This is a genomic window from Catenulispora subtropica (genome assembly GCF_039531675.1).
GTDB classification, from domain to species: Bacteria; Actinomycetota; Actinomycetes; order Streptomycetales; family Catenulisporaceae; genus Catenulispora; species Catenulispora subtropica.
The window spans coordinates 53,914-76,939 of the sequence record NZ_BAAAQM010000004.1 but is presented as its reverse complement, the minus strand read 5'-3'; the positions used below and the strand labels follow the sequence as shown (position 1 = coordinate 76,939).

At 70.4% G+C, this 23,026-nt stretch carries 11 protein-coding genes and 1 pseudogene; 3 read left to right on the top strand and 9 right to left on the bottom strand.

Features of this window, described 5'->3' with window-relative positions; translation table 11 throughout:
• Positions 1-259: 259 nt before the first annotated feature.
• Positions 260-448: pseudogene (locus ABD466_RS05380) on the bottom strand (transposase); the annotation flags it as partial.
• A gap of 147 nt (positions 449-595) precedes the next feature.
• Here ABD466_RS05380 and ABD466_RS05375 point away from each other — a divergent pair.
• The gene (locus ABD466_RS05375) at positions 596-1,966 is read left to right on the top strand and encodes a hypothetical protein (protein WP_344655807.1); all 1,371 of its coding nucleotides are present in this window, start codon (positions 596-598) and stop codon (positions 1,964-1,966) included.
• Between the two features lie 143 nt (positions 1,967-2,109).
• On the opposite strand, the gene ABD466_RS05370 is transcribed toward ABD466_RS05375, so the two are convergent.
• From ABD466_RS05370 to ABD466_RS05355, 4 genes are all read right to left on the bottom strand, one after another.
• Positions 2,110-3,222 (bottom strand): serine hydrolase domain-containing protein, encoded by a 1,113-nt coding sequence (locus tag ABD466_RS05370; protein WP_344655806.1) that lies wholly within the window; start codon positions 3,220-3,222, stop codon positions 2,110-2,112.
• 332 nt (positions 3,223-3,554) lie between these two features.
• Positions 3,555-5,966, bottom strand: coding sequence for a WD40 domain-containing protein (locus ABD466_RS05365; protein WP_344655805.1), 2,412 nt, complete (start codon positions 5,964-5,966; stop codon positions 3,555-3,557).
• A gap of 4 nt (positions 5,967-5,970) precedes the next feature.
• The gene (locus ABD466_RS05360; protein ID WP_344655804.1) at positions 5,971-6,309 is read right to left on the bottom strand and encodes a CU044_2847 family protein; all 339 of its coding nucleotides are present in this window, start codon (positions 6,307-6,309) and stop codon (positions 5,971-5,973) included.
• A gap of 168 nt (positions 6,310-6,477) precedes the next feature.
• Complete coding sequence (locus tag ABD466_RS05355) at positions 6,478-7,377, bottom strand: right-handed parallel beta-helix repeat-containing protein (protein ID WP_344655803.1); 900 nt, start codon at positions 7,375-7,377, stop codon at positions 6,478-6,480.
• A gap of 809 nt (positions 7,378-8,186) precedes the next feature.
• On the opposite strand from ABD466_RS05355, the gene ABD466_RS05350 reads away from it, so the two are divergent.
• On the top strand, positions 8,187-10,820 hold the full coding sequence (locus ABD466_RS05350) for a serine/threonine-protein kinase (protein WP_344655802.1): 2,634 nt from the start codon (positions 8,187-8,189) through the stop codon (positions 10,818-10,820).
• A 65-nt stretch (positions 10,821-10,885) separates the two neighbouring features.
• Here ABD466_RS05350 and ABD466_RS05345 read toward each other — a convergent pair whose 3' ends face one another.
• On the bottom strand, positions 10,886-11,329 hold the full coding sequence (locus ABD466_RS05345) for a hypothetical protein (RefSeq protein WP_344655801.1): 444 nt from the start codon (positions 11,327-11,329) through the stop codon (positions 10,886-10,888).
• A gap of 66 nt (positions 11,330-11,395) precedes the next feature.
• Positions 11,396-19,030: an RHS repeat-associated core domain-containing protein gene (locus tag ABD466_RS05340; RefSeq protein ID WP_344655800.1), complete on the bottom strand. Its 7,635-nt coding sequence runs from the start codon at positions 19,028-19,030 to the stop codon at positions 11,396-11,398.
• A 305-nt stretch (positions 19,031-19,335) separates the two neighbouring features.
• Between ABD466_RS05340 and ABD466_RS05335 the strand changes: the two genes are divergently transcribed.
• On the top strand, positions 19,336-21,645 hold the full coding sequence (locus ABD466_RS05335; RefSeq protein ID WP_344655799.1) for an AfsR/SARP family transcriptional regulator: 2,310 nt from the start codon (positions 19,336-19,338) through the stop codon (positions 21,643-21,645).
• A gap of 89 nt (positions 21,646-21,734) precedes the next feature.
• Here the strand turns inward: ABD466_RS05335 and ABD466_RS05330 are convergent, their stop codons facing one another.
• Positions 21,735-22,241: a nuclear transport factor 2 family protein gene (locus ABD466_RS05330; RefSeq protein ID WP_344655798.1), complete on the bottom strand. Its 507-nt coding sequence runs from the start codon at positions 22,239-22,241 to the stop codon at positions 21,735-21,737.
• A gap of 10 nt (positions 22,242-22,251) precedes the next feature.
• A complete protein-coding gene (locus ABD466_RS05325) occupies positions 22,252-22,992 on the bottom strand; it encodes an MBL fold metallo-hydrolase (RefSeq protein WP_344655797.1) in 741 nt (246 codons plus the stop codon).
• Positions 22,993-23,026: the final 34 nt, after the last annotated feature.

Genomic DNA, 23,026 nt, shown 5'->3' with positions numbered 1-23,026 from the left:
CTTGGTGAGACCCTTATACGAGCTCTGCTATGACACCGCCAACGATACGCAAACGATGGCCGATCTCCCAGGGCTCCGGTCCTCATCGAAGCCACTCAGTCGCGGGCGGGCAGCGAAGGACCAAAGGCGTGATCACCTCGCCGAATCCGAGGCCTCGCGGGCTGCGGACCATCCCGAAGATACGTACGAGCCATCGCGATCTGATCTCTGCCACGTATCATCGCCGGCCCGGTCGCACGGCTGGGTCGTCATCACCGACCTGGTCGATGCGGCGCCTGCGCTCCAGCAGCGACGGGAAGAACGAGCCGGTGCGCAGCTTGGGGATCTGCAGCTCGACATCGCTGGCCGCGGTGGTCAGGCCACGGTCCCGGTATCCGGAGCGCACACCGGTGCGCTCCGGGCTGCGCTGGTAGGGGGCAGCGCCGATGGCGGTGGTGGCCTGGGCCTGCCGCATGTATTCCACCTGCCCGTCACCCCGCTGGTGTATCACCGGTCGCAAGATTCTCACCTTGCGGTTTCCCTGGATTCCAGGACTGGTGCCCCGACGCCGGCCGACGGCTGTCGATGGTGTTCGCGCAGGTGATGGGAGGGCTGTATGTCGGCCACTGGTCCCGACTCCCCCACGCCCCAGGCCGGCGACGAGGAGGTGGCGGCACTCCACCGGCGCGTCACACAGCTGGAGGCCGTCGTAGCGGCTCGGGACAAGAAGCTGGGGCACCACCCCGTGCGCTCCTTCTTCTCGGCGGTGCTGATCGTCCTGGCCTCCATCCTGGCCCTGCTGTCGGTGGTGTCGGTCTGGGCCGCCAACACGGTGACCGACACCGATCAGTTCGTCTCGACGCTGGGCCCCCTGGTAAAGAACCCGCAGGTGCAGACCGCGGTGTCGAACCGGGTCACGGACGTCGTCCTGGACCAGGCCAACGTCGACCAGGTGGTCGACCAGCTCGCGCGGGCCGCCGGCAATTCCAACCTCCCGCCGCAGACGCAGGCTCTGATCACCACCCTGAAAGGGCCGATCGTCAGCGGGCTGAAGGACCTGGTCGGCGTGGTCTCCGACAAGGTCGTCACCAGCGACCAGTTCGCCACCGTCTGGAACAACGCGCTGCGGCAGGCCCACACCGCCTTCGAGAAAGCCCTGACCGGCCAGGGCGGGGGTGCGGTCTCCCTGAACGACGACGAGGTCCAGATCAACATCGGGCCGGCCGTGGCGCAGGTGAAGGACCAGCTGGTCTCTCAGGGCTTCGCACTGGCGTCCAAGATCCCGACGGTGAACACGAGCTTCACCGTCTACCAGTCGAAGAGCCTGAACAAGGTCAAGACCCTGTTCAGGCTCCTGCAGATCATCGGCGACTGGCTGCCGATCATCACCGTCTTGATCGCTGCGGCCGGGGTCTACCTGGCGCGGAACCGCCGCAAGGCGCTGATCGGGAACGCGATCGGAGTCGCGGTGGCGATGCTGTTCCTGGGCCTGGCGGTGACGATCTTCCGGCCCTTCTTCATCGACCAGCTCCCGACGGACATCAACACCGGCGCGGCCGAGGCCACCTACGACCAACTGGTGAAATTCCTACGGATGAGCACCCGGACCGTGGGTACGCTGGCCGTCCTCGTCGCGGTCGGCGCGTTCCTGAACGGCCCGGCGCCGCTGGCGGTGTGGATCCGGGCGGCCTGCAGCAGCAGCATCGGGGCCCTGCGGGAGGTCGCCGACTCGGCCGGGTTCAAGGCCGGCGCCGTCGACCGGTTCACGGCACGCTACAAGCACTGGATCGGCGTCGGGATCCTGATCCTCGCCTCGGCCGTCTTCGTCATCTGGGAGCACCCCACCGGCATGGTGGTGTTCTGGTTCGCGTTCATCATCGTCATCGCGTTCGCCATCCGCGAGTTCTTCGCCCCCGGTCCCGGCCTGATCCGCCGCGACGAGGTGGCGGTGGACGACACGGCCGGCCCCGGCCCCACGCCCGCCTGACCACGTCACAGACGTCAATGCCGAACCATCGGCCTGGCGACCACGGCGTCGGTCAGGCCGGATCGGTGATCAGAAGGACGTCGATGTCAGCTGCCACACGCTGCAATGACGCCCTTCGCTGTGTCGTCACATGGCGGGCGTGGTCATATCAGGCAGCCTCCCAGTGCCGCCATGAGCATGGCAGCGGCGGCGGCGTGCGGCTCGCCGCCCCACACCGCGCTGGTCAGCGTGATCTGCCGTGCGCGGTCGGCGGTGATGAACGACAGCCCGAGGAAGCCCGGGCCGCCTCCGCCGTGGCCGAACACGCGGCCGGTGGGGAGGTCGGCGACTTCCAGGCCGAGGCCGAAGCCGGTGTCGCGGGGGTCCGTCATGTCGGCCAGTGTGGCGGTGGGCAGGAGGCAGCCGGGGGTGAGCAGGGTGTCGAAGAAGCGGTTCAGGTCCGCGGTGGTCGAGATCAGCTCGCCCGCGGCGCCGGCCATCGTCGGGTTCATCGTGGTGACGTCGACCGGGACGCCGTCGGGGGCGGCGATATAGACGTGCGCGTGCGGGCCCGCGATCCGCGGCGACGCTCCAGGCAGCTCGGTGTCGCGCAGGCCCAGCGGCCGCAGGATCCTTCGCTCCGCCTCAGTCCGCCAGGACCGGCCCGCCGCACGGTCGATGATCATGCCGAGCAGGATGTAGTCGGTGTTGGAGTAGTTCTGATTCGTGCCGGGCTCGAAGTACGGCGGGTGCGCGACGGCGATGCGGACCAGCTCGACCGGCTGGAACGTGCGTGAGCGGATCGCGAGCACGGCGGACGGCTCTGGCAGCAGGTCGCTGGTGTAGTCGAACAGGCCGCTCATGTGCTGGAGCAGGTGGCGGACCGTGATGCGCCGGCCGCCGGGGACGAGGCCGGGCAGCCAGTGCTCGACGGAGTCGGACAGCCGGAGACGGCCCTCGTCGGCGAGCTGGAGCACGACCGTCGCGACCAGGGTCTTGGTCACGCTGCCCGCCCGGTAGCGGCCGGCCACCGGCGCCGCCCGGTGACCGCCCAGCTCGGCGCTGCCGCTGCCGCCGCGCCAGACGTGAGTGTCCTCGCGGACCTCGGCGATCGCCGAGACCGCGCCCGCCGTCACGACCGCGTCCAGCAGCGCCACGAAGTCCGGCCCCGCCGAACGCTGAGGCGAGACCTCGTCGGCGGCCGCCGCTGAAGTGGACGTGATCGTGGCCGAGGCGGCGACGGCCAACCCGGCCGTCAACAGTGTGCGCCGACGCATCTGTGCTCCCTGAAGTCAGTGCCCGAGGATCTCGCCCCATGATCGTGGGGTCGGACGACTGGTGAACACGGTGCAGACCGCGTATTCCGGGGGAGGGTTAACCTCACCCCGCCCAAAAGACCTACAAACTCTGTGGCAGCTCGACACTGTGCGCCTCCGGTGCGGGCACCGTCGTCCGCGGCTCGTCGCCGGAGCGCGCTGTGAGGCTTAGCGCCACCGAGGCGGGGGGCGTCACCAGCGCGGACGCGCACGACCGGCGCGGGCGAGCGCGTTCCGCCGCACCGCCAGTCCTGGCTGCCCTCCGTTGTCACAACCTGGATCTTCCATAACGCTCATCCCGAGTGCCACAGGTAGACCATGCCGTCCTCATCGGCGGTTGCCAGAAGTCCATCGGGGCTGAACGTGACTGCGGTGACCGCCCCTGCGTGTGCGGTGTGGAGGGAACCCACCTGTCTGGTCGCCACATCCCATCGGCGGACCGTCCCGTCGGCGGCGCCGATCGCCAAGGTCCGCCCGTCGGGGCTGAACGCTGCCGGATTCCGGGTGTGCAGGTGGTGAACGACCGTTGCGGCACCGCCCGCGTTTCCCCACACCGGCAATGAGGTGTCCGAATCGGATCCCAGCGCCCCTTGGACCGGCTCCAACCGGAATCCGTCTTCGAACACGATGGCCAGCGTCTCGCCATCCGGACTGAACGCCAGCGCGTGCACTTGGCTCTGAGCTTGGGGGAATTCGTGCTGCCGACCATCCGCGAGATCCAAGAGCGCCGTGTAGGTACCGGCAGCCATGGCGGCCGTCCTGCCGTCGGGGCTGAACGCAAGGATCTCGACACGGCTCATATTCCCGTGCATCGGGCTCATCGGGGCCGAGGTCTCGCCTTCTCCGTCCTCGCCCCCTTCCTCCGGGCCGAATGCAACGCCCCAAGACTCCTCGGAGAGCTCGAGCGTATAGACACTGCGGCGCCGGAGGGCGTGCATCCGGAGCGGGCCGTCCGGCGTGCCGACAACCACCATCTCCCCGGCGATGACGAAGGCGACGGAGCCTACCGCGGTGCCGTGTTCGGTGAACAAGACCTCGAAGTTGGCTGCCGTGACCGGGTCCCACAGCCGCACGGCCCCGTCGTCGCCGCCTGTCGCCAGGGTTCTGCCGTCGGCCGCGAAGGCCAGAACGGTCACGGCGCCCACGTGCCCGGACAACCTCGTCACCGCATCGAGCGCCGCCGCCCCAAACGCCCATAGCCGGACGGATCCGTCGCGACTCCCGGTGACGAGGACTTCGCCGCCCACGTGGAAGGCCACTGCTGTGACCGCGTCGGCGTGTGCGGGGATCGACGCCAGTTCGATGCGGGGTTCCATCGCTGCGGTGTGTCGGCCGTCGCGATCGTCGTAGAAGACCACTGTGTGGTCGGCGCCGGAAACCGAGAACCAAATGTGGGCGCGGGGGTGGAAGGCTTTGTCGAGGCGCCAGAACCGAAGTGTTCCCTGCTTGTCGCCGGTGACGCCCAGCAACCCGTCGCGCCGCACGGCGGACAGCGCGGCCGAGACGATACCGCCGCCGAGGTTGTCGATGCGGACGGAACCTTCGGAGCTGCGCTGTTCGGTGTCGGCGAGTGCTACGACGTCGTTGGTTCCGTGGACGGCGAGCATCGAGCCCTGGCTGCTGAAGGCGAGGGCGACGACCGGGTGTCCGCTTTCCATAACCAGGTCACGGACACGGGTCTCCACGTCCCACACGGTCACGGTGCCGTGGTTCCCGCCGACTGCCAACGACCGTCCGTCGGAACTGAACGCGAGCGACGAGAGCGGGCCGACATGCTCGAGTCGGGCCACGGTCCGTCCGGACTCGACGTCCCACAGCGCCACGGCCCCGTCCTCGCCGCCGACCGCCAGAAGATCTTCCGTGGGGTGGAATGCCATGGTCGCGACCCGGGCCGAGTGCCGGAGCACAGGACCCGGCACACCCCGGTCGCCTCGCCAGATCTGCACGGTCCCGGCGGCGTCGGCAGTGGCGACCAGACTTGACCGGTCAGCGCATGCCACCGCGGTCACGGGGCCTCTGTGCATGGGAAGCGTCCTGGACGTGACGGGACGACCGCCGACCATCGGGGTGGTGCCGACGGCTCGACTGCCCAGCAAGCTCCTGACCTGGTCGACGGAGATGGCGTAGCTGTCCCGCTCGCTGGAACTGCCCGCAGGCGCAGCGACCAGGAGGCCCAGAAGTTCCTCGGTCTCCCGGTCGACGACCGGGCTGCCGCTGAAGCCGGGCTGGACGCGCAGCGCCGCCGCGACGTCGCTGTCGAGTTGCAGCCGCCCTCCGCCGACGACGCCGCGCACGGTTGCGGACACCCAGCTGCCGTCCGGACGCGGCGGGACACCGGGGTAGCCGAACACGTCGGCGATCCGCCCCACCGTCGGTGTTCCGGATGCCAAGCCGATCGGTGTGGCGCCGGCCGGCACGCGCCACTGGATGCGCAGGACCGCGAGATCAGCGCCAGGCTGGTCGGTCTGCGTGGGCGGCAGCCACAGGACGACGCGGGCCTGCCTCCAGGCGTTCTCGTCCAGGAGCGGGAAGCGGAGCGTGACCTCATCATCGGGAACCTCGCGGCTGCGCAGCTCTCGCCCGAGTGCGGCGTTCACCACGTGCGCACATGTGACAACGTCGGCGTCGCCGAGGTAGCAGCCGACTCCGGCGGTCTCCCGGGCGACGGTCGCGATCTGGACGAGAAAACCGCCGCGGGAAGTCACAAGCTCACTTCCCCTCCGGCTCGGCGCCGCCACTCCAGTTCACGCTCACAGTGAAGTGCACTTCGCTGGTTCCCTTCGCAACGATCAGCCCGGCTTCCGCGCTCAGCATGAGCCCGAACTCGACGGTGACGCTGTCGGGCTCGAGAGCGCGCAGCCGGGCGCCGATCGCCTCGATGGCGGGCTTGATCTGGTCCAGCGCGGTCTCCAGCGACTCACGGGCCCCGTTCACGCTGGCCAGGCCGGACCGGGCGGCCAACGTGAGCTCGCCCGTGTCCGCCTCGGCTGCGACCGCTTCGACGAACAGCCGTCCGCCACCGTCGACCGGAATCTGGATCACGTCCATGCTCTCCCCCATCGAATGACGACATCAAAGCACTGCGATCCTTGCCGAATCGAGGGGCTTGTGTCCACTGTCCCCGGCCGCCGCGGTGAACCCCTCGCAGAACCAGGTCGACGTGGTCCTCGGCTGATCCGCCTCGCCACGTGCCGCCCTGGAGCTCTTGGAAGTCGATCAGCAGAGACGGCCCGCGGGCTCGAAGGTGTGGCAGACGTTGCGGCTGAAAGTGTTCCTGGGCCCGCCGTCCCGGTCGGCCATGTCCGCGGGCTTGTTCCCCGTGGCCACGTTGCCGGTGATGGTGTTGCCGGTGTCGGGTCCGCCGCGGAAGCTGCGGAACAGCACGACGCCGCCGGACATGGGGGAGGCACCGACGTTGCCCGCGATGACGTTGCGCGTCACCACAGTGTCCTCCACGCCGGTGAGTACGATGCCGATGCCCTGCAGGTATGGCAGGCGGCCGTCCGAGGCGCAGTACTTGTTGTTCGCGGTCACCAGATTGTCGCGAACGGTCAGGGCACCGCCGCGCGGGATCCCCTCGTCACCGACTACGAACACCCCCGAGCAGTTGCCGGTGATGACGTTGCCCTCGAGCGCCAGGTTCCGGGCCCTGCGCAGTACGGCGCCGAACCGGTTCCCGGTCAGCTTGTTGCCGATGATGACGGTCCCGGCGGTGTCGATCGCTCCTCCCTCGCCGTAGGCGATGTTCGTGACGAAGACCCCTGCCTGCCCGTTGCCCCGGGCCCGGTTGCCCACCAGCAGCCCGCGCGTGGACTTCTCCTGGCTGATGCCCTCCTCCCCGTTGTCCTCGACGAGGACGTCGCGGACGGTCATCCGGTCGGTCTCGGAGCCCGAGACGCCGTTCTTCGGGAAACCGGAGACGGTGAGCGACTCGATGACGACGTCGGTGACCCGGTGTCCGGCCGTCCCGTGCACGCAGATGCCGTGACCCGGGGCCGTACAGTCGCCTCCGACAGGGTCGCCGCCTCCGGTGGCCTGGGCGGCCCGCGATGCGGGGCCGGCTCCGGTCGCATGGCCGGCATCGTCCGCTGGGGTGATCACGGTCGCGCTGCCCATTCCCCGGATCGTCACACCCGAGACCGAGACGAGGACGCTTCCCCGGTATGTGCCGGGGAGGAGGAGGATCGTGTCGCCAGGGTGGGCACGATCGACGGCCTGTTGGACCGACTCACCAGGGTGCACGATCTTGAGGGAAGCGGCCTGCGCGGGCAGGGCGGCGCCTGCCACCAGCACGCTGGTGGCGAGAACACCGACCGCAATGCCCGACGAGGGTCGAGCCCGACCTGAGGGCATCAGTTCCCACCTTCCCTTGACGGCGCCGTCGCCGACGTTTTCGACTATTGAGACGATTTTCACCGAATCAAAGCTATGGGCCCGTGCCAGCTCTCACCATCGGTGCTGGGCCGGATGGGGCTCGCCTGAGCTGGCCGAAAACTCATGCGACGATCATGTCCAGAACGCCGGGCGGGGTCACCGCGGCGGCGATGATCACGGCGCCGGAGAGCGCCGGCACCAGCCCTGATGTGGTTTGCACTTGTCGGGGTCAGCCGACACCCCATGGGCCTTTTATCTGAAGCCTGCGGCGGTTGCGGTGTGCCTGCGGCGCGGCTGAGCGCCGGGAGCGCGGACAGAGCCGCCCCGCTGCATCTGTACACCGCGAGCCGATGCGCTGCGGATACCACGTGCGGATGGACGGGGACGACCTGACCGTCAAACCGCCGGAAGCCTGATCCGCTGCCGCCGCGGCTGCTGCTGGTGAGGTAGGAGGCGGGCGCTATTCGCGTCGGCGTCGTGGACGTCAGTATGTTGTCTGTCGGGGCGTGCCCGGCTCTGGTGAGTGATCGGGCTTCGGGGCGGGAGGACGTGTGGCGGTTCTGATCGGCGGCCGGTACCGGCTGGACCGCGAGCTGGCCGCGGGCGGGTTCGGGACGGTGTGGGAGGCGTTCGACACCACGCTGCGGGTCGGGGTGGCCGTCAAACAGGTGCGGCTCGATCCGGCGGCGACCGATGCCGAGCGGGCCGCGGCCGTGGTGCGGGCCGAGCATGAGGCGCGCAACGCCGCCCGGCTACGCGACCACCCCAACATCGTCGCCGTCCACGACGTGGTCACCGAAGGGGGCACGCCGTGGCTGGTCATGCAGCTGGTCGCCGGGCGGTCGCTGCAGCAGGAGCTGGCGGCGCGCGGGCGGCTGGCTCCGGACGAGGCCGGACGGATCGCCGGGGGCGTGCTGGCGGCGCTGGCGGCGGCGCACACGGCCGGGATCGTCCACCGGGATGTCAAGCCGGCCAACATCATGCTCGCCGACGACGGCAGCGTGCTGCTGACCGACTTCGGGATCGCCAAGCACCACGCTGACACCGTCCAGACCGCCCACGGCACGGTGATCGGCTCACTGCCATACATGGCTCCCGAGCGGCTGGACGGGCACAGCCTGGCGGCGGGGGATCTGTTCGCGCTCGGCGTGACCCTCTACGAGATGACCGAGGGGGTTTCACCGTTCGCGAGAGATTCCCTGACAGCGATGATGTCCGCGGTGGTGCTGCACACGCCCGAGGCGCCGAAGCACGCTGGTTCGCTGACGCCGTTGGTGCAGGCACTGCTGGCGAAGCAGCACACGGATCGGCCGGACGCCGTGGCGGCGTTGGCGCTGCTCGGGCGATCGACTGCGCGGCCGGCGGCTTCGCCCGCTGTGGCGACGACGGCGGTGGCGCCTGCTGCTGCGGCAACGGCGGGTGCACCTGCTGCGGCGACGGCCGCCGTGGCGAACGTGGCGGCAGCCGCGCCGATCGCGGAGACCGTGGCCGCCACCCCCTCGCGCGACGCCGAGACCGTCTCCGGGCGGCGGCACGGGCGGGCACTGGCGAACGAGTTGATCCGCGTGGCGGCCGGCGATGACGACGGCGCGGACGAGGCGCAGCTGGTGGTGTGGGCGATGGCCCTCCATCTGGCCGACGACGAACCGCGGACGGCTGAGCGTTTGGTCGACGCGATACCGGAAACGGGTTGGCGCGACGACGCCCGGATCGCGTTGGCGAAGGCAGTCTGGCGGCGCGACCCGCAGCAGGCCAAGCGGCTGATCGCCGACATCAGCCCCAGCAGTGGGTACCACGTGGCGGCGATGACGCTGTGGCGGATCGATGTCGGCACCGCCGAGCGCCTGGTCCGGTCCGAGAACAACGTTCTGTGGCAGTCCGAATGTCTGGCCGACCTCGCCACGGCGGTGGCGTCGGTCGACGCCGCGGACGGTGAGCGCATCGCCCGGACAGTCCCGTTGGCGGACTGGCGGGCGGCGGCACTGGCCGCCGTCGCCGCCGCGATCGCCATGACTCACCCGGCGCGGGCACGGGAGCTGGCCGAGGAGGCCGTGAGCTGCGCGGCGGCGCTGACCGAGCGCCCGGAACGTGCCGTGGCCCTGCGCAAAGTGGCCGGTTCGGTCGCGCTGTTCGATCCACAACGGGCCGAGCGAATCGCCCGCAGCCTGATGGAGTCCTTCGACCAGCCGGATAAACGGCGTGCTCGCCGCAGATCCCGCAGCGACGGCAGCGCACTGCTGTCGTTCGCCCCGGCACTGGCCCCGGTGGCCGCCGCCGTCGCCCGGACCGACCCCCGCCGAGGCTGGGAGCTGGCGCGGGAGGCTGAAGCGGCTGATCTCACGCAGCCGACCTCCGAACTGGACTTCCGCAACGCGGCCATCAAGGTCGGAATCCTCGGCCATCTCGCGGCGGCGTATGCCGCCACCGAGCCCCAGCGGGCGAGGCAGCTGGCCGAGGAGGCACTGCGCATCGCCGAAGCCCAGTCCCACTTCTCGGTCGATGCGGCGGTCGCGGTGGCGGGCGCCTTCCCGGACCTGGCCGACCGCGTCGCCGCCACCCTCGTGTGGGACCACTCCCGCGACGAGATGGTGGCGCGGCTGTCCGCGGGTCACCCGGAAGCGGCCGCAGCCGCGACACCGGCCACGGCGGCAGCGGTGTTGTCCGTCGCCGCGACCGACCCGCACCGGGCCGCCCGCCTGGCCGGCGGGATCGGCGACGCCGGTGACCGCCTCGCCGCGCTGGTGCAACTCGCCGAGGCGGTGGCCGACCGCGAGCCGGACCTGACCGGCCGGCTGTGCGACGACGCCGAGGACACCATGCTGAAGGACCCGGACCTCTACGCGGTCAGCGATCTCCTGGCGACAGCCGCCCGCGCCGCCGCCGACCCGCACCGGACGCGGACCCTGCCGGACGAGCTGATCCACATCGCCGCCGCGGTACCGGCCGGCCCGGCCCGCACCGCGGCGCTCGGAACGGCGGCTTCGCTCATCGCCGGGCTCGATCCCGAGCGCGCCGAGTCGATGGCTCGCGACCTCGAGGACGAATGGCGGATGTGGGCGCTCGGGCTCGTCGCGTGCTGCCTGATCCGTGGGACCGATCCACAAGCCTGGCGACCGGGCAGCGGCGTCGTCACCTTCGCCAGGAACAAGCTCTTCTGGGACCCTGACCTGGGCAGCCCGCTATGAAGCGTTGAGACAGGAACCCCGAGATCCCCGGCAGAGTCAAGCTGGACCCGCGGCGCTTCACTTCCTCACGTCAGCGGCACGGCCTCCCCTGCCTCTCCGCCGGCCACGTCGATCATCCACGTGAGCGCCGCCTGAGGAAACGGGTCGTCGTCGTGTTCGAGGACGACCCGCAGACCTCCTCCCGGAGCAGCATGGTCATACCCGGCCAGACGCCAAAGACCGCCGGCTCCGAGAACCCAGTACAGCCACTGCCCCAGCTCCCAGCCGCGCTCAGCCTCAGCCGCCGCCTGCCGCTCCGGCGACATCCGCCGCCACTGTTCCAGCCATGCCAGTTTCTGCTCGCGAGTCGCGGGCGTGGCGAACCTGCGCAGCAGCCAGTCCGGCAGGAGCGCCGCCCAGCCCGCGTGGTCCGACCGGTCCGGCACGTGGGGCGCCGTCAACACCTCGATGAGACTGACGAGTGCCGCGTCGACGGCGGCGTCGCCGCCGACTGGAATGGCACTTCTCATCGAGGTTTCCCGTTCTCTCGTCCGGTGGATCCGATGGGTCCATGATCTCCCGCGGTGGCCACGACGCTAGCAGGCCGATCCGGTGTCGGGGATGATCGCGTCGAACATCTGCGCTATGTGCTGTGGTCGCAGCATGTACTGGTCGGCCGCCTTGGTGACGTCGACGCGGAGCGGCGCGTCGGGGAAATCGCTCGCCATGTTCTCCGGGACCGCGGTCTGCCTCAGCTGATCGAGGAAGCTGCTCGACACGTCGAAGCTCTTGATCTGGGTGTCGCTGTAGCCCTGAGCCAGTCGCTTGGCGAGCCAGTAGTCGGCGCGCGCCTTCTTGCCGAAGTTGAGGAACAGCGGCTTGCCGGCTCCTCGGATCAGGGGGTTGCCGTTGACGATCCGGATCCGCTCGTTGCCTGATCCCTCGACCCGGTACACCGTGGTGGTGCCTTCGGCGGTGCAGAGGTCGCCGCGGTGGACGCAGGCCGGGCCTCCGCCCGGTGCGCAGATCGTCTCGCCCGTGTCCTGGTTGAGCCAGTTGCCGTCGGCGGTGCACTGGAAGCCGTCGGGGAGGAACAGACACCGCTTGGGCTCCCCCGCCCCTCCGAAGTCCAGCAGCCCTGGGACTTGCGGTCCGTCGGCGGCTTGGGCGCAGGTGGTCAGGGCTCCGCCGCTGCCGCAGGTTCCGTCCGCGGCCGCGACGCCTTGTCCCGACACCGGTGTCCGTGCGGTGCCGACTCCCGGGGTGGGCAGCACGATCGGGTTGTCGAGGTCGATGAGCAGTTGGGAGATGGTCTCCCAGGTATGCTCCACGACGGTGTTCGTGTTGGTGGTCCATGAGCCGTCGGAGTAGTACGTGGTGACCGTCGTGGTCGTCTGGACGTACTTGTCGGTGCGCGTGTAGAGGTACGTGTCGTCGTACCACTGCGTGACGGTGGACCAGGTCTTGACCTGGGTGTTGGTGGCGGTGCCGGTGACCACGACCGGCGGCGGGGCCGGCGGGCCGGGGTCGGCCGCGGGGTTCGCCGGGCCGGCGCCCGGGGTGGTGCCGGTGCCGGGCGCGGTGCCGGTGTTCGGGTTCGTCGCCACGTTGGTGCCGGTGGCGACGTTCGTGTTCGCGTCGGATGCGGGGTCCGCGCCGTTGTCCACCGACAGTGAGCCGTCGGCGTCGACCTTCATGTAGTAGTAGACCCCTGCCACCACCACGACCACGACAGCGCCGACGACCAGGGCTTCCAGGCAGCCGATGATGCACGCGGCGCCGGCGGCGATGTCGACGCCGGCGTCGGCCAGCGCGCCGCCGACGGCCTCGGCGACTTCGGGGATGGCGTCGGTGACACTTTCCAGCCACCCGCCGACGCTGTCCGCGAAGTCCGAGTACACCTGGTCGAACGTGTCACCGATGCCCGAGGTGACTTCGTCGAAGGTGTCCGAGACCGTCGAGGTGATGTCGCCCCACCAGTCGTGGCCGTTCCGGTCGACGCGGCTCGTGGGGTTGCCCGAGCCGTAGGCGTAAAGGTTGGCGTCCGCCGCGGCGCCGATGCCGCCCGGTGCGGAGTCCTGCGAGAGGAAGCCGCCGGTGCCGGGCGAGTACCAGCGGGACTGCGCGAGCACGTGGCCGGTGGCCGGGCTGGTCCAGCCTCCTTGGAAGCCGAGCGGGGCCATCCCCGCTCCGTGGGACACCGGCTCGCCGAACGGGCCGAAGGACTGGGAGCTCTGGACGTTTCCGGTGGCGGGATCGGCCGCCGCCATCACGTCGCCGTGGATGTTGCGCAACAACGACGAGGCAGCGACGCCGCCGGTGGCCGGCTTGGCGGCGATCGGGCCGCCGGCCAGGTCGCGGGCGTACAGCCAGGCCCCGTCGGCGACCGGCTCCCGGTCCAGCCCGTCGTACTGGACGATGTTGTAACCGGCTGTGGTGACGCGGCCGAGGGCGTCATAGGAATAGGTGGCCGACGGCCCGTCGCCGAGCAGCTGGTTGAACGCGTCGGACTGCGACGTCGTGGTGGTCGCGGGGCCGCCGGCCGGTGTCGTGGTCTGCGACGCGAGCGGACCGCGCGGCTGCCACTGGTAGGTGCTCGTGCCCTGGGGGCTGCTGGTGGACAGCAGCCGGTTGCGCTGGTCGTAGGCCGCGGTGGTGACGATCGGGTTGATCTTCGTTCCCCCGCTGAGCGTCCACGTGGTGACCGAGGTGCGGTTCCCGGCACCGTCCCAGCCGTAGTCGGTCTGGCTGGTCACGTCCTTGGAGCTGATCAGGCGGTTGTCCGCGTCGTAGGTGTAGGTGCGGCTCGGCTCGGTGGCGAGCAGCCCGAACCCGCCGGTGGAGGTGAGGTTGCCGTTCGGGTCCCAGCCGTAGTTGATGGATCCGTTCAGGGTTCCGGAGGCTGCGTAGGAGAACTCGGTCGTCGGCCTGCCCAGCCCGTCGTAGTTGTACTGGTAGCTCGGCCCCGTGAGCCCCGCGCTGGTGGTGTCGTTCTCCTTGGTGAGCTGGCCGGCGGCATCGTAGTGGAAGGTCCGCTTGCCGCCGGTGAGCGGATCGTTGACGGTGGAGACCGCGTTGGCGCCGTCGTAGGTGAAGTTCGTCGTGCCCGCGGCGCCGGAGCGCGAGGTCAGGCGGTCGTCGGCGTCGTACTGGTAGAGGTAGGTGTCGGTGCCGTCGCCGGAGAAGCTGCCGTGACTGTATCCGGCGAGCAGACCACGGTCGTTGTAGGCGATCGTCTCGGTGCCGTAGAGCGCGTTCAGGGAGGTGAGACGGCCGTCCAGGTCGTAGCCGAACTGCCGGGCCATGGTCAGGCCCTCGGATCCGGTGCCGGTCTGGCCGGTCAGGCGCCCGAGCAGGTCGTAGGCGGATGTCACGGTGACTCCGCCGGGTTGGACCTGCGTGGTCGGCAGGCCGGCGGCGTTGTAGTCGGTCGTCCACTGCCGGCTCGCCGTGTCGGGCTGGGCCGCGGTGGCCGGCGCGGTGGTCACGCTGGGCAGGCCCCAGACGTTGTGGGTGGTGTGGGTCGCGTGGCCGTTCGCGTCCGTGACCCGGCTGCGATCGCCGTCGAGGTCGTAGCCGAAGGCGGTGGTCGGCGCCGGCTGGACGGTTCCGCCGGCGTCGGTCGGCGCCGGATCGGTCAGCAAGGTGGCCTGGTTCAGCGCGTTGTACGAGGTCTGCCACACCTGATTGTTCGGATCGGTGACCGACGTGACGTTGCCCGCCTTGTCGGTCACGTAGCTCCGGACGGCGACCACCGCGCCCGTGGCGTCATAGGAGGTCTCTGACGTCCGGCGGCCGGCCAGGTCGTACTTGGTGTCGGTGTGCCGGCCCAGCGGATCCTTGACGCTCACCGGACGTCCGGCGACGTCGCGTGTGTAGGTCGTGGTGCCCCGGTCCGCCGGGGTGTCGGTGAGCAGCGCGCCGGTCTTGTCGTACGTCCGGGTGTCCGAGGCGTCCGCGGTGGCCACTTTCAGGACGTCGCCGAAGGGGTCGTAGGTGTAGGTCGTCGTGTATTGGGCCGGGGTGGTCGTGCCGCTGACGTAGCGCTCCACCTCCACGATCGTGGACAGGCGTTCCATCACGTCGTAGGTGCGCAGGGTCTGGGCCCCGGTCGGATCGATGGTGGACAGCAGGTGTCCGTCGTCGTTCCAGGCCAGGCGGGTGACCCCGGGCGCGGCCCCGGCCGCGGCGGCCGGCGCGGTGATCCGGTAGGCCCGGTTCCGCCGGTCGTAGTCGTACTTGGTGACCTGGCCGAGCCGGTCGGTGTGGGTCAGGACGTTGCCGTCGCCGTCGTAGGTCCACTTCTCCTTCGGGCTGACGACGGTGCCGTCGGACTCGGTCGAGGTCGGATAATCGACCTCGGTCCGCCGGCCGTGGTCGTCGTAGACCGTGTGGGTCGTGGCGCCCTTGGGGTCCTTGACGTCGGTCAGCTCTCCGAAGGTGTCGTATCCGCGCGCGGCGGTCGGGTTCGCCGCGGTCGCCGCCTGGCCGGTGCCGTCCTCGACCTGGACCGTCGGGGCGGTCATGCTCACCAGCCGTTCAAGGTTGTCGAAGGCGCTGGTGGCGGTGAACGCCGGGTCGGGCGGGGCCGTCGACCCCAGCGCGGTCCCGCCCCGCGGGTCGGTACTGGCGACGATCTGCCCGGTGGCGTCGCGGGCGTACTGGGTCACCAGGTCGGGCGTGGCGTCGTTGTGCACGGCCGACTGCCACAGCCGGCCGTCGGCCGTGTACGCCTTCGTCGCGGTCTCGGTGCGGGTGCCGTCGGTGAGGGTGGTGACCAGCGGCTGCTCGTCGGCGTTGAACGTGGTCGAGGTGGTCCGGTTCAGGCCGCCCGGGTCGACCGTCGTGGTCTGGACGCTTCCGCGGCTGTCATAGCCGGTGGTGGTCACCCGGGCACCGTCGCCGGCGGCGTCCTTGACGATGTTCCCGGCCTTGTCGTACGTGTATTGATGCAGGACCAGCTGTCGCGGCGCCGCCGAGGGGGTGTCGCGGTAGCTTTCGAAGGTCTCGGTGAGCTTCAGGTTGTCCGGCGAGTAGGTGTAGTCGACGACGTGGCCCATGGGGTCCGTGGTGGCCGCGAGCCGTCCGGCGTGGTCGTAGTAGTAGATGGCCAGTGGCACCGTGCGCGGGGCGGTCGGGACGGTGGGGTCGTCGACGAAGTTCGTCAGGGATATCGTGCCGAGCCAGCCCTGCGGCGTGTAGGCGTACGAGTACACGGCGCCGACGCCGTCGGTGCTCGAGGTGACGTTCCCCATGCCGTCGTACGAGGTCTGCGCGGTGACGACGCCGTCCAGCTTGGTCCGCGTCCGGCGGCCCCGCTGGTCGTAGGTGTACTCGGTGGTCCGGGCCGGGTCGCCGCCCGCCGTGGTCGCCGTGGTGTCGCCGGTCGTGCTGGTCAGCAGGTTGCCGTCGGCGTCGTAGCCGTTGGTGGTCTTCTTCTGGTGCGCGACGCCGGTGATGCTGTTGGTCACCGCGGGATCGAGCTCAGTCAGGACGTGCCCGGAGCCGTCGTACGTGAAGTCGGTCTCCGCGGTGCCGGGACCGCCCACGCCGGAGACGACCTTGCGGACCACGTGGCCGAATCCGTCATAAGTGAGGTCGGTCTGCGTTCCGGTCGGGGTGACGATCCTGGTCTGCTCCCCGACCGAGTCGTAGCTGTAGCGGGTCACGCGGCCCATGGGGTCGGTGACCGAGGCCAACAGGCCGCACGGCTGGCCGACCTGGGACTGCCACGGGTCGTTGACGACCGGGGGGCCGAGGTTCGGGCCCCAGGTGCCGGTGCCCTCGCAGGTGTAGGCGTAGGTCGTCTTCGCCCCGGCGTGCGCCGCCGCGGTCGGCGGCGCCGTCGCCGTGGACAGCAGCCCGAACGTGTTGAAGGTCTGGACGGTCGCGGCACCGTCGGGATCGGTGCTCTGGACGAGCTTGCCCCAGCGCGCGTCGCTGGGATTCGGCGGCTGACCGGCGTCGCTGGTCCAGTACTGGTAGTTGCGGCTCACGATGGTCGCGTTGTCGCGGTAGCCGTCGACCGTCGCCAGGCGTCCCCAGCCGTCGTAGTAGTACTCGGTGACGTTGCTGTTCTCGTCTGTCATCCCCGCGACGCGCCCGAAGGCGTCATACGTCCAATAGCGCGAGTTCCAGGGCTGCGGAGTGGCCGTGTTGGTCCAGCGGGTCCACAGGTTCCCGGACGGCCCGTACTCGTAATCGGTCAGCACCCCCGCCGGCGTCTGGACCTGGATCGTGAAGGCCGCTTCGGAGTCGACCGGGTCCAGCTTCTGGTAGAGCCAGGAATCGCCGGTGGGCGATCCGGAGTTCGGGAATCGCACCGACGTCACGCGGCCGGAGCCGCCGGAGTCGTAGGAGATCGTCGTGACCTCCCCGCCGCCGTTGGGCGCGTGCAGGCCGCTGAGCAGGCCGCCCGGGCCGTTGTTGTCGAACGTGGTGCAGGAAAGGATGTCGCTGCGCGGCCCGCAGACCGAGGCGAGATGGTTCCCGGAGTAGCCGTAAGTCCAGGTCTGGACACCCTGAAGGCGCTGCGCGGGGTTGGCGCCGTTCGACGATAGCGAGGCGACGGTGCCACCGCTGTTCCAGAGCACGTATACCGACCGCAGCGCGGTGTTGAAGGCGGTGATCTGCCCGGCGGCGTTACGGGCCACGGTGATCTGGTCGTACGAGGGTGTGGTGATGCCGCTGAGGACTCCGGAGGAGTCGAAGGAGTAGTAGGTGCCGTCGGGCATGCGGATCGAGCCCTTGGACACCGAGGCGCCCTCGTCGCTCTCGCCGAACGGTGCCGCCCAGCTGCCGTCGGGGTTCTTCTCGTAGCGCAGCCGCCGGCCGTCCGGGTACGCCACGGTCATCGACCCGTCGGACGCGGTCGTCTGCCTCAGGTCCAGCAACGAGGACCAGCCGGCCCCGAATACGCCGACCGCGGCGTCGGCGCTGTTGTAGGTGCGGCCAACGGTGATCGAGGTGTCGAACACGGGCACTGAGATGTCGGTGTCGGTGCGGGTGTAGTCGCCCTGGAAGAGGTCGACACCGGCCGGGTCTGCGTGGCCCGGGCCGACGTTGCCGAGCGGATCCGGTGTGACCACCGTCTCCAGCGGGCTCATCTCCGACCAGGGTGTGGTCGCGGTGGAGTCCTGGACCCGGACCTGCCAGTAGTAGGTGCGGTTCCAATACAGCGCCCCGGCCGGCGGCTTCCACACGTCGTTGACGGAGAAACCCGCGGCCGACCAGGTCAGTGCCCGCCATCCGGAATCCCAGCACGTGCCGGCGGCGGGGTCGGAAGCGGTGCAGACCCGGAACTCGTCGCTGGTCTGCTTGGTGCCGTCGGCGCCCACCGTGATCACGAGCTGCGGGAGGAGGGTGTCGAGCGAGGCGCCGGCCGCCGGGGACGAGATCGTCGCGGTCGGCGGGTAGTGCGGGACCGTGAAGGCCAGGGCCTGGGAGGCCGGGACGCCATAGTCGGTGAAGAAGGTCCCGGAGTCGTCCTCCATGTCCCAGACGAGCTTGAACGAGCCGGCGGGCAGAAACTGCACACCGGCGTAGAGGGTGGTGTACTGGCCGGGAGCCAGCGGTGCGGACAGGGCCGAACTGAAGCCGCGGAAGTTGTAGACCGAGCCGTCGGCGTTGTAGAGGTGGTAGCCGAGGGCGAAGTTCGTGTTCCACGTGAAGTTCGACGTGTTCGTGACGGTGACCCAGATTCGGCCCGGTGAATAGTACGTCGGGACGACGTCGAAGTTCGCTGCCGAGCTGTAGGTCGCGCCGTATCCGTTGCTGCTCGCAGCGGTCATCTGCGCGACGTGCCTGGCAGCAGAACCCACGGTGGCAGGCAGCTGATCCAGGGCCGGACCAACGGTGGTCGGCTCTCCTCGCTGCTCGCTCTTGCCGACCAGATGCCGGTCGGTCATGTCCTGCAGATGCCGCTGCCGCTCGGCCAGCTCGGGGGGCAGCACCGGCCCGGCGGCCGGCTTGAGCGGCCGGCTCCGTGCGGTCACCGCGGCCTGGGCCCGGGCGATCGCGTCGTGCCGGGGGCCGGAAGCCGCGTCGGAGGCCTGCGTCGGCCTCGGGACGTACGCGGCGCCGGCCGCCTTCGACACCTGCCCCGGAGGCAAAGGCTTGGACGGGATGGGCTTCGGCAAGGAGATGCCCGGTGCCTTGGAAGACCACGCTGTCACCGGACTCTGGGGCAGCATCCCCACGAGCACCGCCACGACCGTGACGAACAGCGTCACCAGCCGAAACCGAGCAGGCCTACTCCGTCGCAGCATCCTGCGCCTCCCATGAGCACCGACGCACCGATTGCGCAGCGTGCCCGAGGAAGATCGCGGTCTACGATGAGGGCCCTGAGACGAGATCGCTAAGGCCGGACATCGACCCGATGACGACTCACCATCGTGTCGGCTTGGGTGCTACGGCCGCGCATGGGCTGCGGTCAGCCATGGCGAGGACATGCCGTACCTGATCACATGTCGATAACACACCGCTGACCTCCTCGAAGGGCGGGGCCCACAGCGTGGACTCGGATTACGATCAGCGAATGCGCATCTCGTTGCTCGGCCCCCTCGAAGTGCGCGACGGCGACGAGGTGATCCCGGTCCCGGGAGCCAAGCTCCAAGCTCTCCTGTCCGCCCTGGCGCTGCAGGCGAACCATCAGGTGTCCACGAGCGCGCTGACCGACGTGCTCTGGGCCGACGAGCCGCCGGCCCGCTCGGACGCCTCGCTGCACAACCACGTGGCCAGGCTGCGCCGGACGCTGCGGGACACCGACGCGGTCCGGTTGACCGCGGCGCACAACACGTACCGGCTCACGCTGACCGCCGGCGAACTCGACGTCGACGACTTCCACGCGGCGTACCGCTCGGCCGCCGACGCGCGGCGCGCGCAGGATTGGGCCGGTGTCGAGCGGCACACGCGCCGCGGCCTGGACCTGTGGCGCGGGACGCCGTTGGGCGAGGTGCCGCCGGACGCGCTCAAGCCGCAGGCGGCCCGGCTCGTCCGGAACCACGTCGACCTCGCCGAGTGGCATTTCGACGCGCTGCTGCGCCTGGGACGCCTGGAAGGCGCCGCCGCCCGCCTGACGGCGCTGGTGCACCTGTATCCGCTGGACGAGAACCTCGCCGTGTTGTTGATGAGGGTTCTGCATCAGACCGGACGCGGCGCACAGGCGCTGGAGGTGTTCCAGGAGCTGCGCCGCCGGCTCGTCGACGACTTGGGGATCGAGCCGGGAGCGGCGGCACGGCAGGCTCAAGCTGAGGTCCTCTCCGCTCCGCGCACCCGAAAGGCTTCAGCAGTCCGCGACCAGTCGCCTGTGCCGCAGGCCCCCGGCGCGCGCCTCCCGTGGGACGTCGTGGCCTTCATCGGCCGCTCGGCAGACCTGGACCGGGTCGTGGCCGCGGGTCGCGTCGCCGCGAACGGCGGCCCGGCGGCGATCCACTCGGTGAGCGGGATGCCGGGCGTCGGCAAGACCGCGTTCGCGGTCCACGCCGCCCATCTGCTCGCGTCGGCCTTCCCCGACGGTCAGATCTTCGCCTCGCTGTACGGCCACAGCGCCTCCCGCGCCCCGGCCGAGCCCGCCGACGTCCTGGCCGCCCTGCTGCCGGCCGTCGGAGTGGCCGATGATCGGATACCGCAGGGATTCGAGGCCAGAGCGGCGCTGTGGCGCGACCGGGTCGCCGGCCGCCGGCTTCTGCTCGTGCTCGACGACGTGCACGACAGCGCGCAGGTCTCGTCGCTGATCCCGCGCTTCCCCGGCACCGCGACCATCGTCACGAGCCGGCGCCGGCTGGTGGGCCTGGATTGCGCGGATCCGGTCGCCCTCGGGGTGATGGCGCCCGAGGAGGCCGCAGAGTTCTTCCTTGCGAAAGCCGGCCGCGCGGTGCTGTCCGGCGCTGATCCGGACGTCGCGGAGTTGGTGCGGCTGTGCGGCCACCTGCCTTTGGCGATGCAGTTGCTGGCCAGCCGGCTGCGGCACCACCCGGCCTGGACGGTGCGCGACCTGATCGGGGACCTGGTGCGCGAACGTCGGCGGCTGGCAGCGCTGGTCGCCGAGGACGTGTCGGCGGCGGCTGCCTTCGATCTGTCGTATCGTGCGCTGTGCGCGGAAGCCCAGGTGATGTTCCGCCGGCTCGGGCTGTTCCCGGGGACCGTCTTCGACGCGCGCTCGGCCGCGGCGCTCGCTCAGACCGACCTCCCGGCGGCGCGGCGGCTCGTGGAAGACCTCGAAGACCATCACCTGCTCGAAGAGGTGACGCGGGGCCGGTACCGGATGCACGATCTCATCCGGGAGCACGCCGCACAACTCGCCACGACGGAGAGTGCTGATATCCGGACCGCTGCGCTGGACCGGCTCGTCGAGTGCTATCTGCACGCGGCGAGCGCGGCGGGAGTGCGCCGCTACGAGCAGTATGTCTCGCCCACGCGCGCGACGTGGGCCGACGAGCAGGAGGCACAGTCCTGGCTGAACGGTGAGCGCGACAACCTCGCGGCGCTGGCCGGCCAGGCGGTGGCGCTGGGCCGGACGCGTCCCGGGATCGACGTCGCGGGGGCCGCGCTGCCGATCCTGCGAGTACTGGGGTACTGGCACCGGGCTGCGGCTTTGAGCGCACGGATGGTCGACGCGGCGCAGCGGAGCGAAGATACGGGACGTGGCAGGGGCCTGAGCCTGAAGCAGCGCGCAGTGGTGCGCGAGGGAGCGGCGGGTCCGGTTGCCGCACGCGAGCCCGCGCCTGATGCGCCCAAGCCCTCGCCGCCGCCCTCGGGAACGCCCTCGCCGACGTCCTCGGGACCGCCCTCAGGGCCGAGTCTGCGCGCTGCGCGGGAGGTTCGGCGGGTGCGGTCAGCCGCGTGAGCCGGCGGCCGCTCCGCCGAAGATCGCCCGCCGCCGTGCCGCCTTGGCGCTTCGCTGTTCCGCCGCCGCGGGTCGGCCGCCCGCGACCCTCAGCCGAAGATCGCCTTCGGCTCCCCCGCGAACCACGCGTTGTCGATCCGCATCCGGCGGATCAACCACCGGTCCCCGTCCCGGACCAGCTCCACGTCGTACGGGTTCTTCAGCAGCGCGTACGTCGCGTGGTCCGCGCTCAGCAGGTGCTGCGCCTCGACCAGGGCCGTGAGCCGCGCCGTGTCGCCGTCGACCGCGATGCGGGCGTTGGTCACCTGGTGCGTGGTGTCCACGCGGTCGGCGAACAGCGCCAGGATCGTGTCCACGATCGCGGCGCGGCCGGTCATCAGCGGCGGCTCGGCGTCCCACTTCGCGGCCGCGGGCCGGAAGTCCAGTTCGGCGTCCTCGGTGAAGGCCGAGGCGAACAACTCCCGGTCCGCCAAGTCCTGCCCGAGCCCGAACCGATACAGCGCGTCCAGGATCTCCGCCCGGTCGCGCAGTTCGGCCGCGACCGCGACCGGATCCGCCGACCCCGCGGCCAGCGCCTGATGACTGGTCACATACATCGCGTCACTCCTACTCACTGAGCTTCCCCGCCTTCACCGCGTCCGCCAGGTATCCCCGCACCCGCTCCCGCGCACGGTCGCTGACGTGCGGCCCATGCGTGAACGCCGCGACCTCGTAGTCCATCTCGCCCAGCACGTGCGCCGTCCGCCGGTTCAGCATGATGTCGCTGCAGAATCCCCGCACGCCGAAACTCAGCTTGCGCACATTCCAGATGGAGTCCCCGGTGATGAGCACCCCCGTCCCCTCGTGCATCAGCGCCACGTGCCCCGGCGTGTGCCCGGGCGTGTGCACCACCCGCAGCCCGCCGGCGATGGGCAACACGTCCCCGTCGGCGAACTCCTCACCGACCACCACCGCCGGGAAGTCCTTGCCCGGCTTCGACATCCGGTTCAGCAGCCGCCCGAGGCGCGTCGACGGATCCCGCCCCGGCGCCTGTCCCAGCCGGGCGAACGGCGCGTCGATCGCGCTGATCGCCACGCCCTCCAACCCGGCTTCCTCCGTCAAGTGCGCCGCGTTGCCGGCGTGATCACTGTGCGCGTGCGTCAGCACGATCCGCTGAACGTCCCGCACCGTCTTCCCGATCGCGGCCAGCCCCGCGACCGTCCGTTTCTGCGAGCTCTTCACACCGGTGTCGACCAGCGTGACGCCACCGTCGTCCTCGACCAGGGCGTAGATGTTGACGAAGTCGAACGCGGCGGCCGGAATGCGCCAGATGTTCTTCGCCACCTCGTAAGCGGGTTGGTTAGCCATGCGCCGAGCATCCCCGACCGCGATCACACGCCGC

Coding starts and splice junctions, on each gene's coding strand:
- ABD466_RS05330 (WP_344655798.1), bottom strand. CDS start 22,241: ATGTATGTGACCAGTCATCAGGCGCTGGCCGCGGGGTCGGCGGATCCG.
- ABD466_RS05370 (WP_344655806.1), bottom strand. CDS start 3,222: ATGCGTCGGCGCACACTGTTGACGGCCGGGTTGGCCGTCGCCGCCTCG.
- ABD466_RS05345 (WP_344655801.1), bottom strand. CDS start 11,329: ATGAGAAGTGCCATTCCAGTCGGCGGCGACGCCGCCGTCGACGCGGCA.
- ABD466_RS05335 (WP_344655799.1), top strand. CDS start 19,336: ATGCGCATCTCGTTGCTCGGCCCCCTCGAAGTGCGCGACGGCGACGAG.
- ABD466_RS05360 (WP_344655804.1), bottom strand. CDS start 6,309: ATGGACGTGATCCAGATTCCGGTCGACGGTGGCGGACGGCTGTTCGTC.
- ABD466_RS05355 (WP_344655803.1), bottom strand. CDS start 7,377: ATGGGCAGCGCGACCGTGATCACCCCAGCGGACGATGCCGGCCATGCG.
- ABD466_RS05325 (WP_344655797.1), bottom strand. CDS start 22,992: ATGGCTAACCAACCCGCTTACGAGGTGGCGAAGAACATCTGGCGCATT.
- ABD466_RS05375 (WP_344655807.1), top strand. CDS start 596: ATGTCGGCCACTGGTCCCGACTCCCCCACGCCCCAGGCCGGCGACGAG.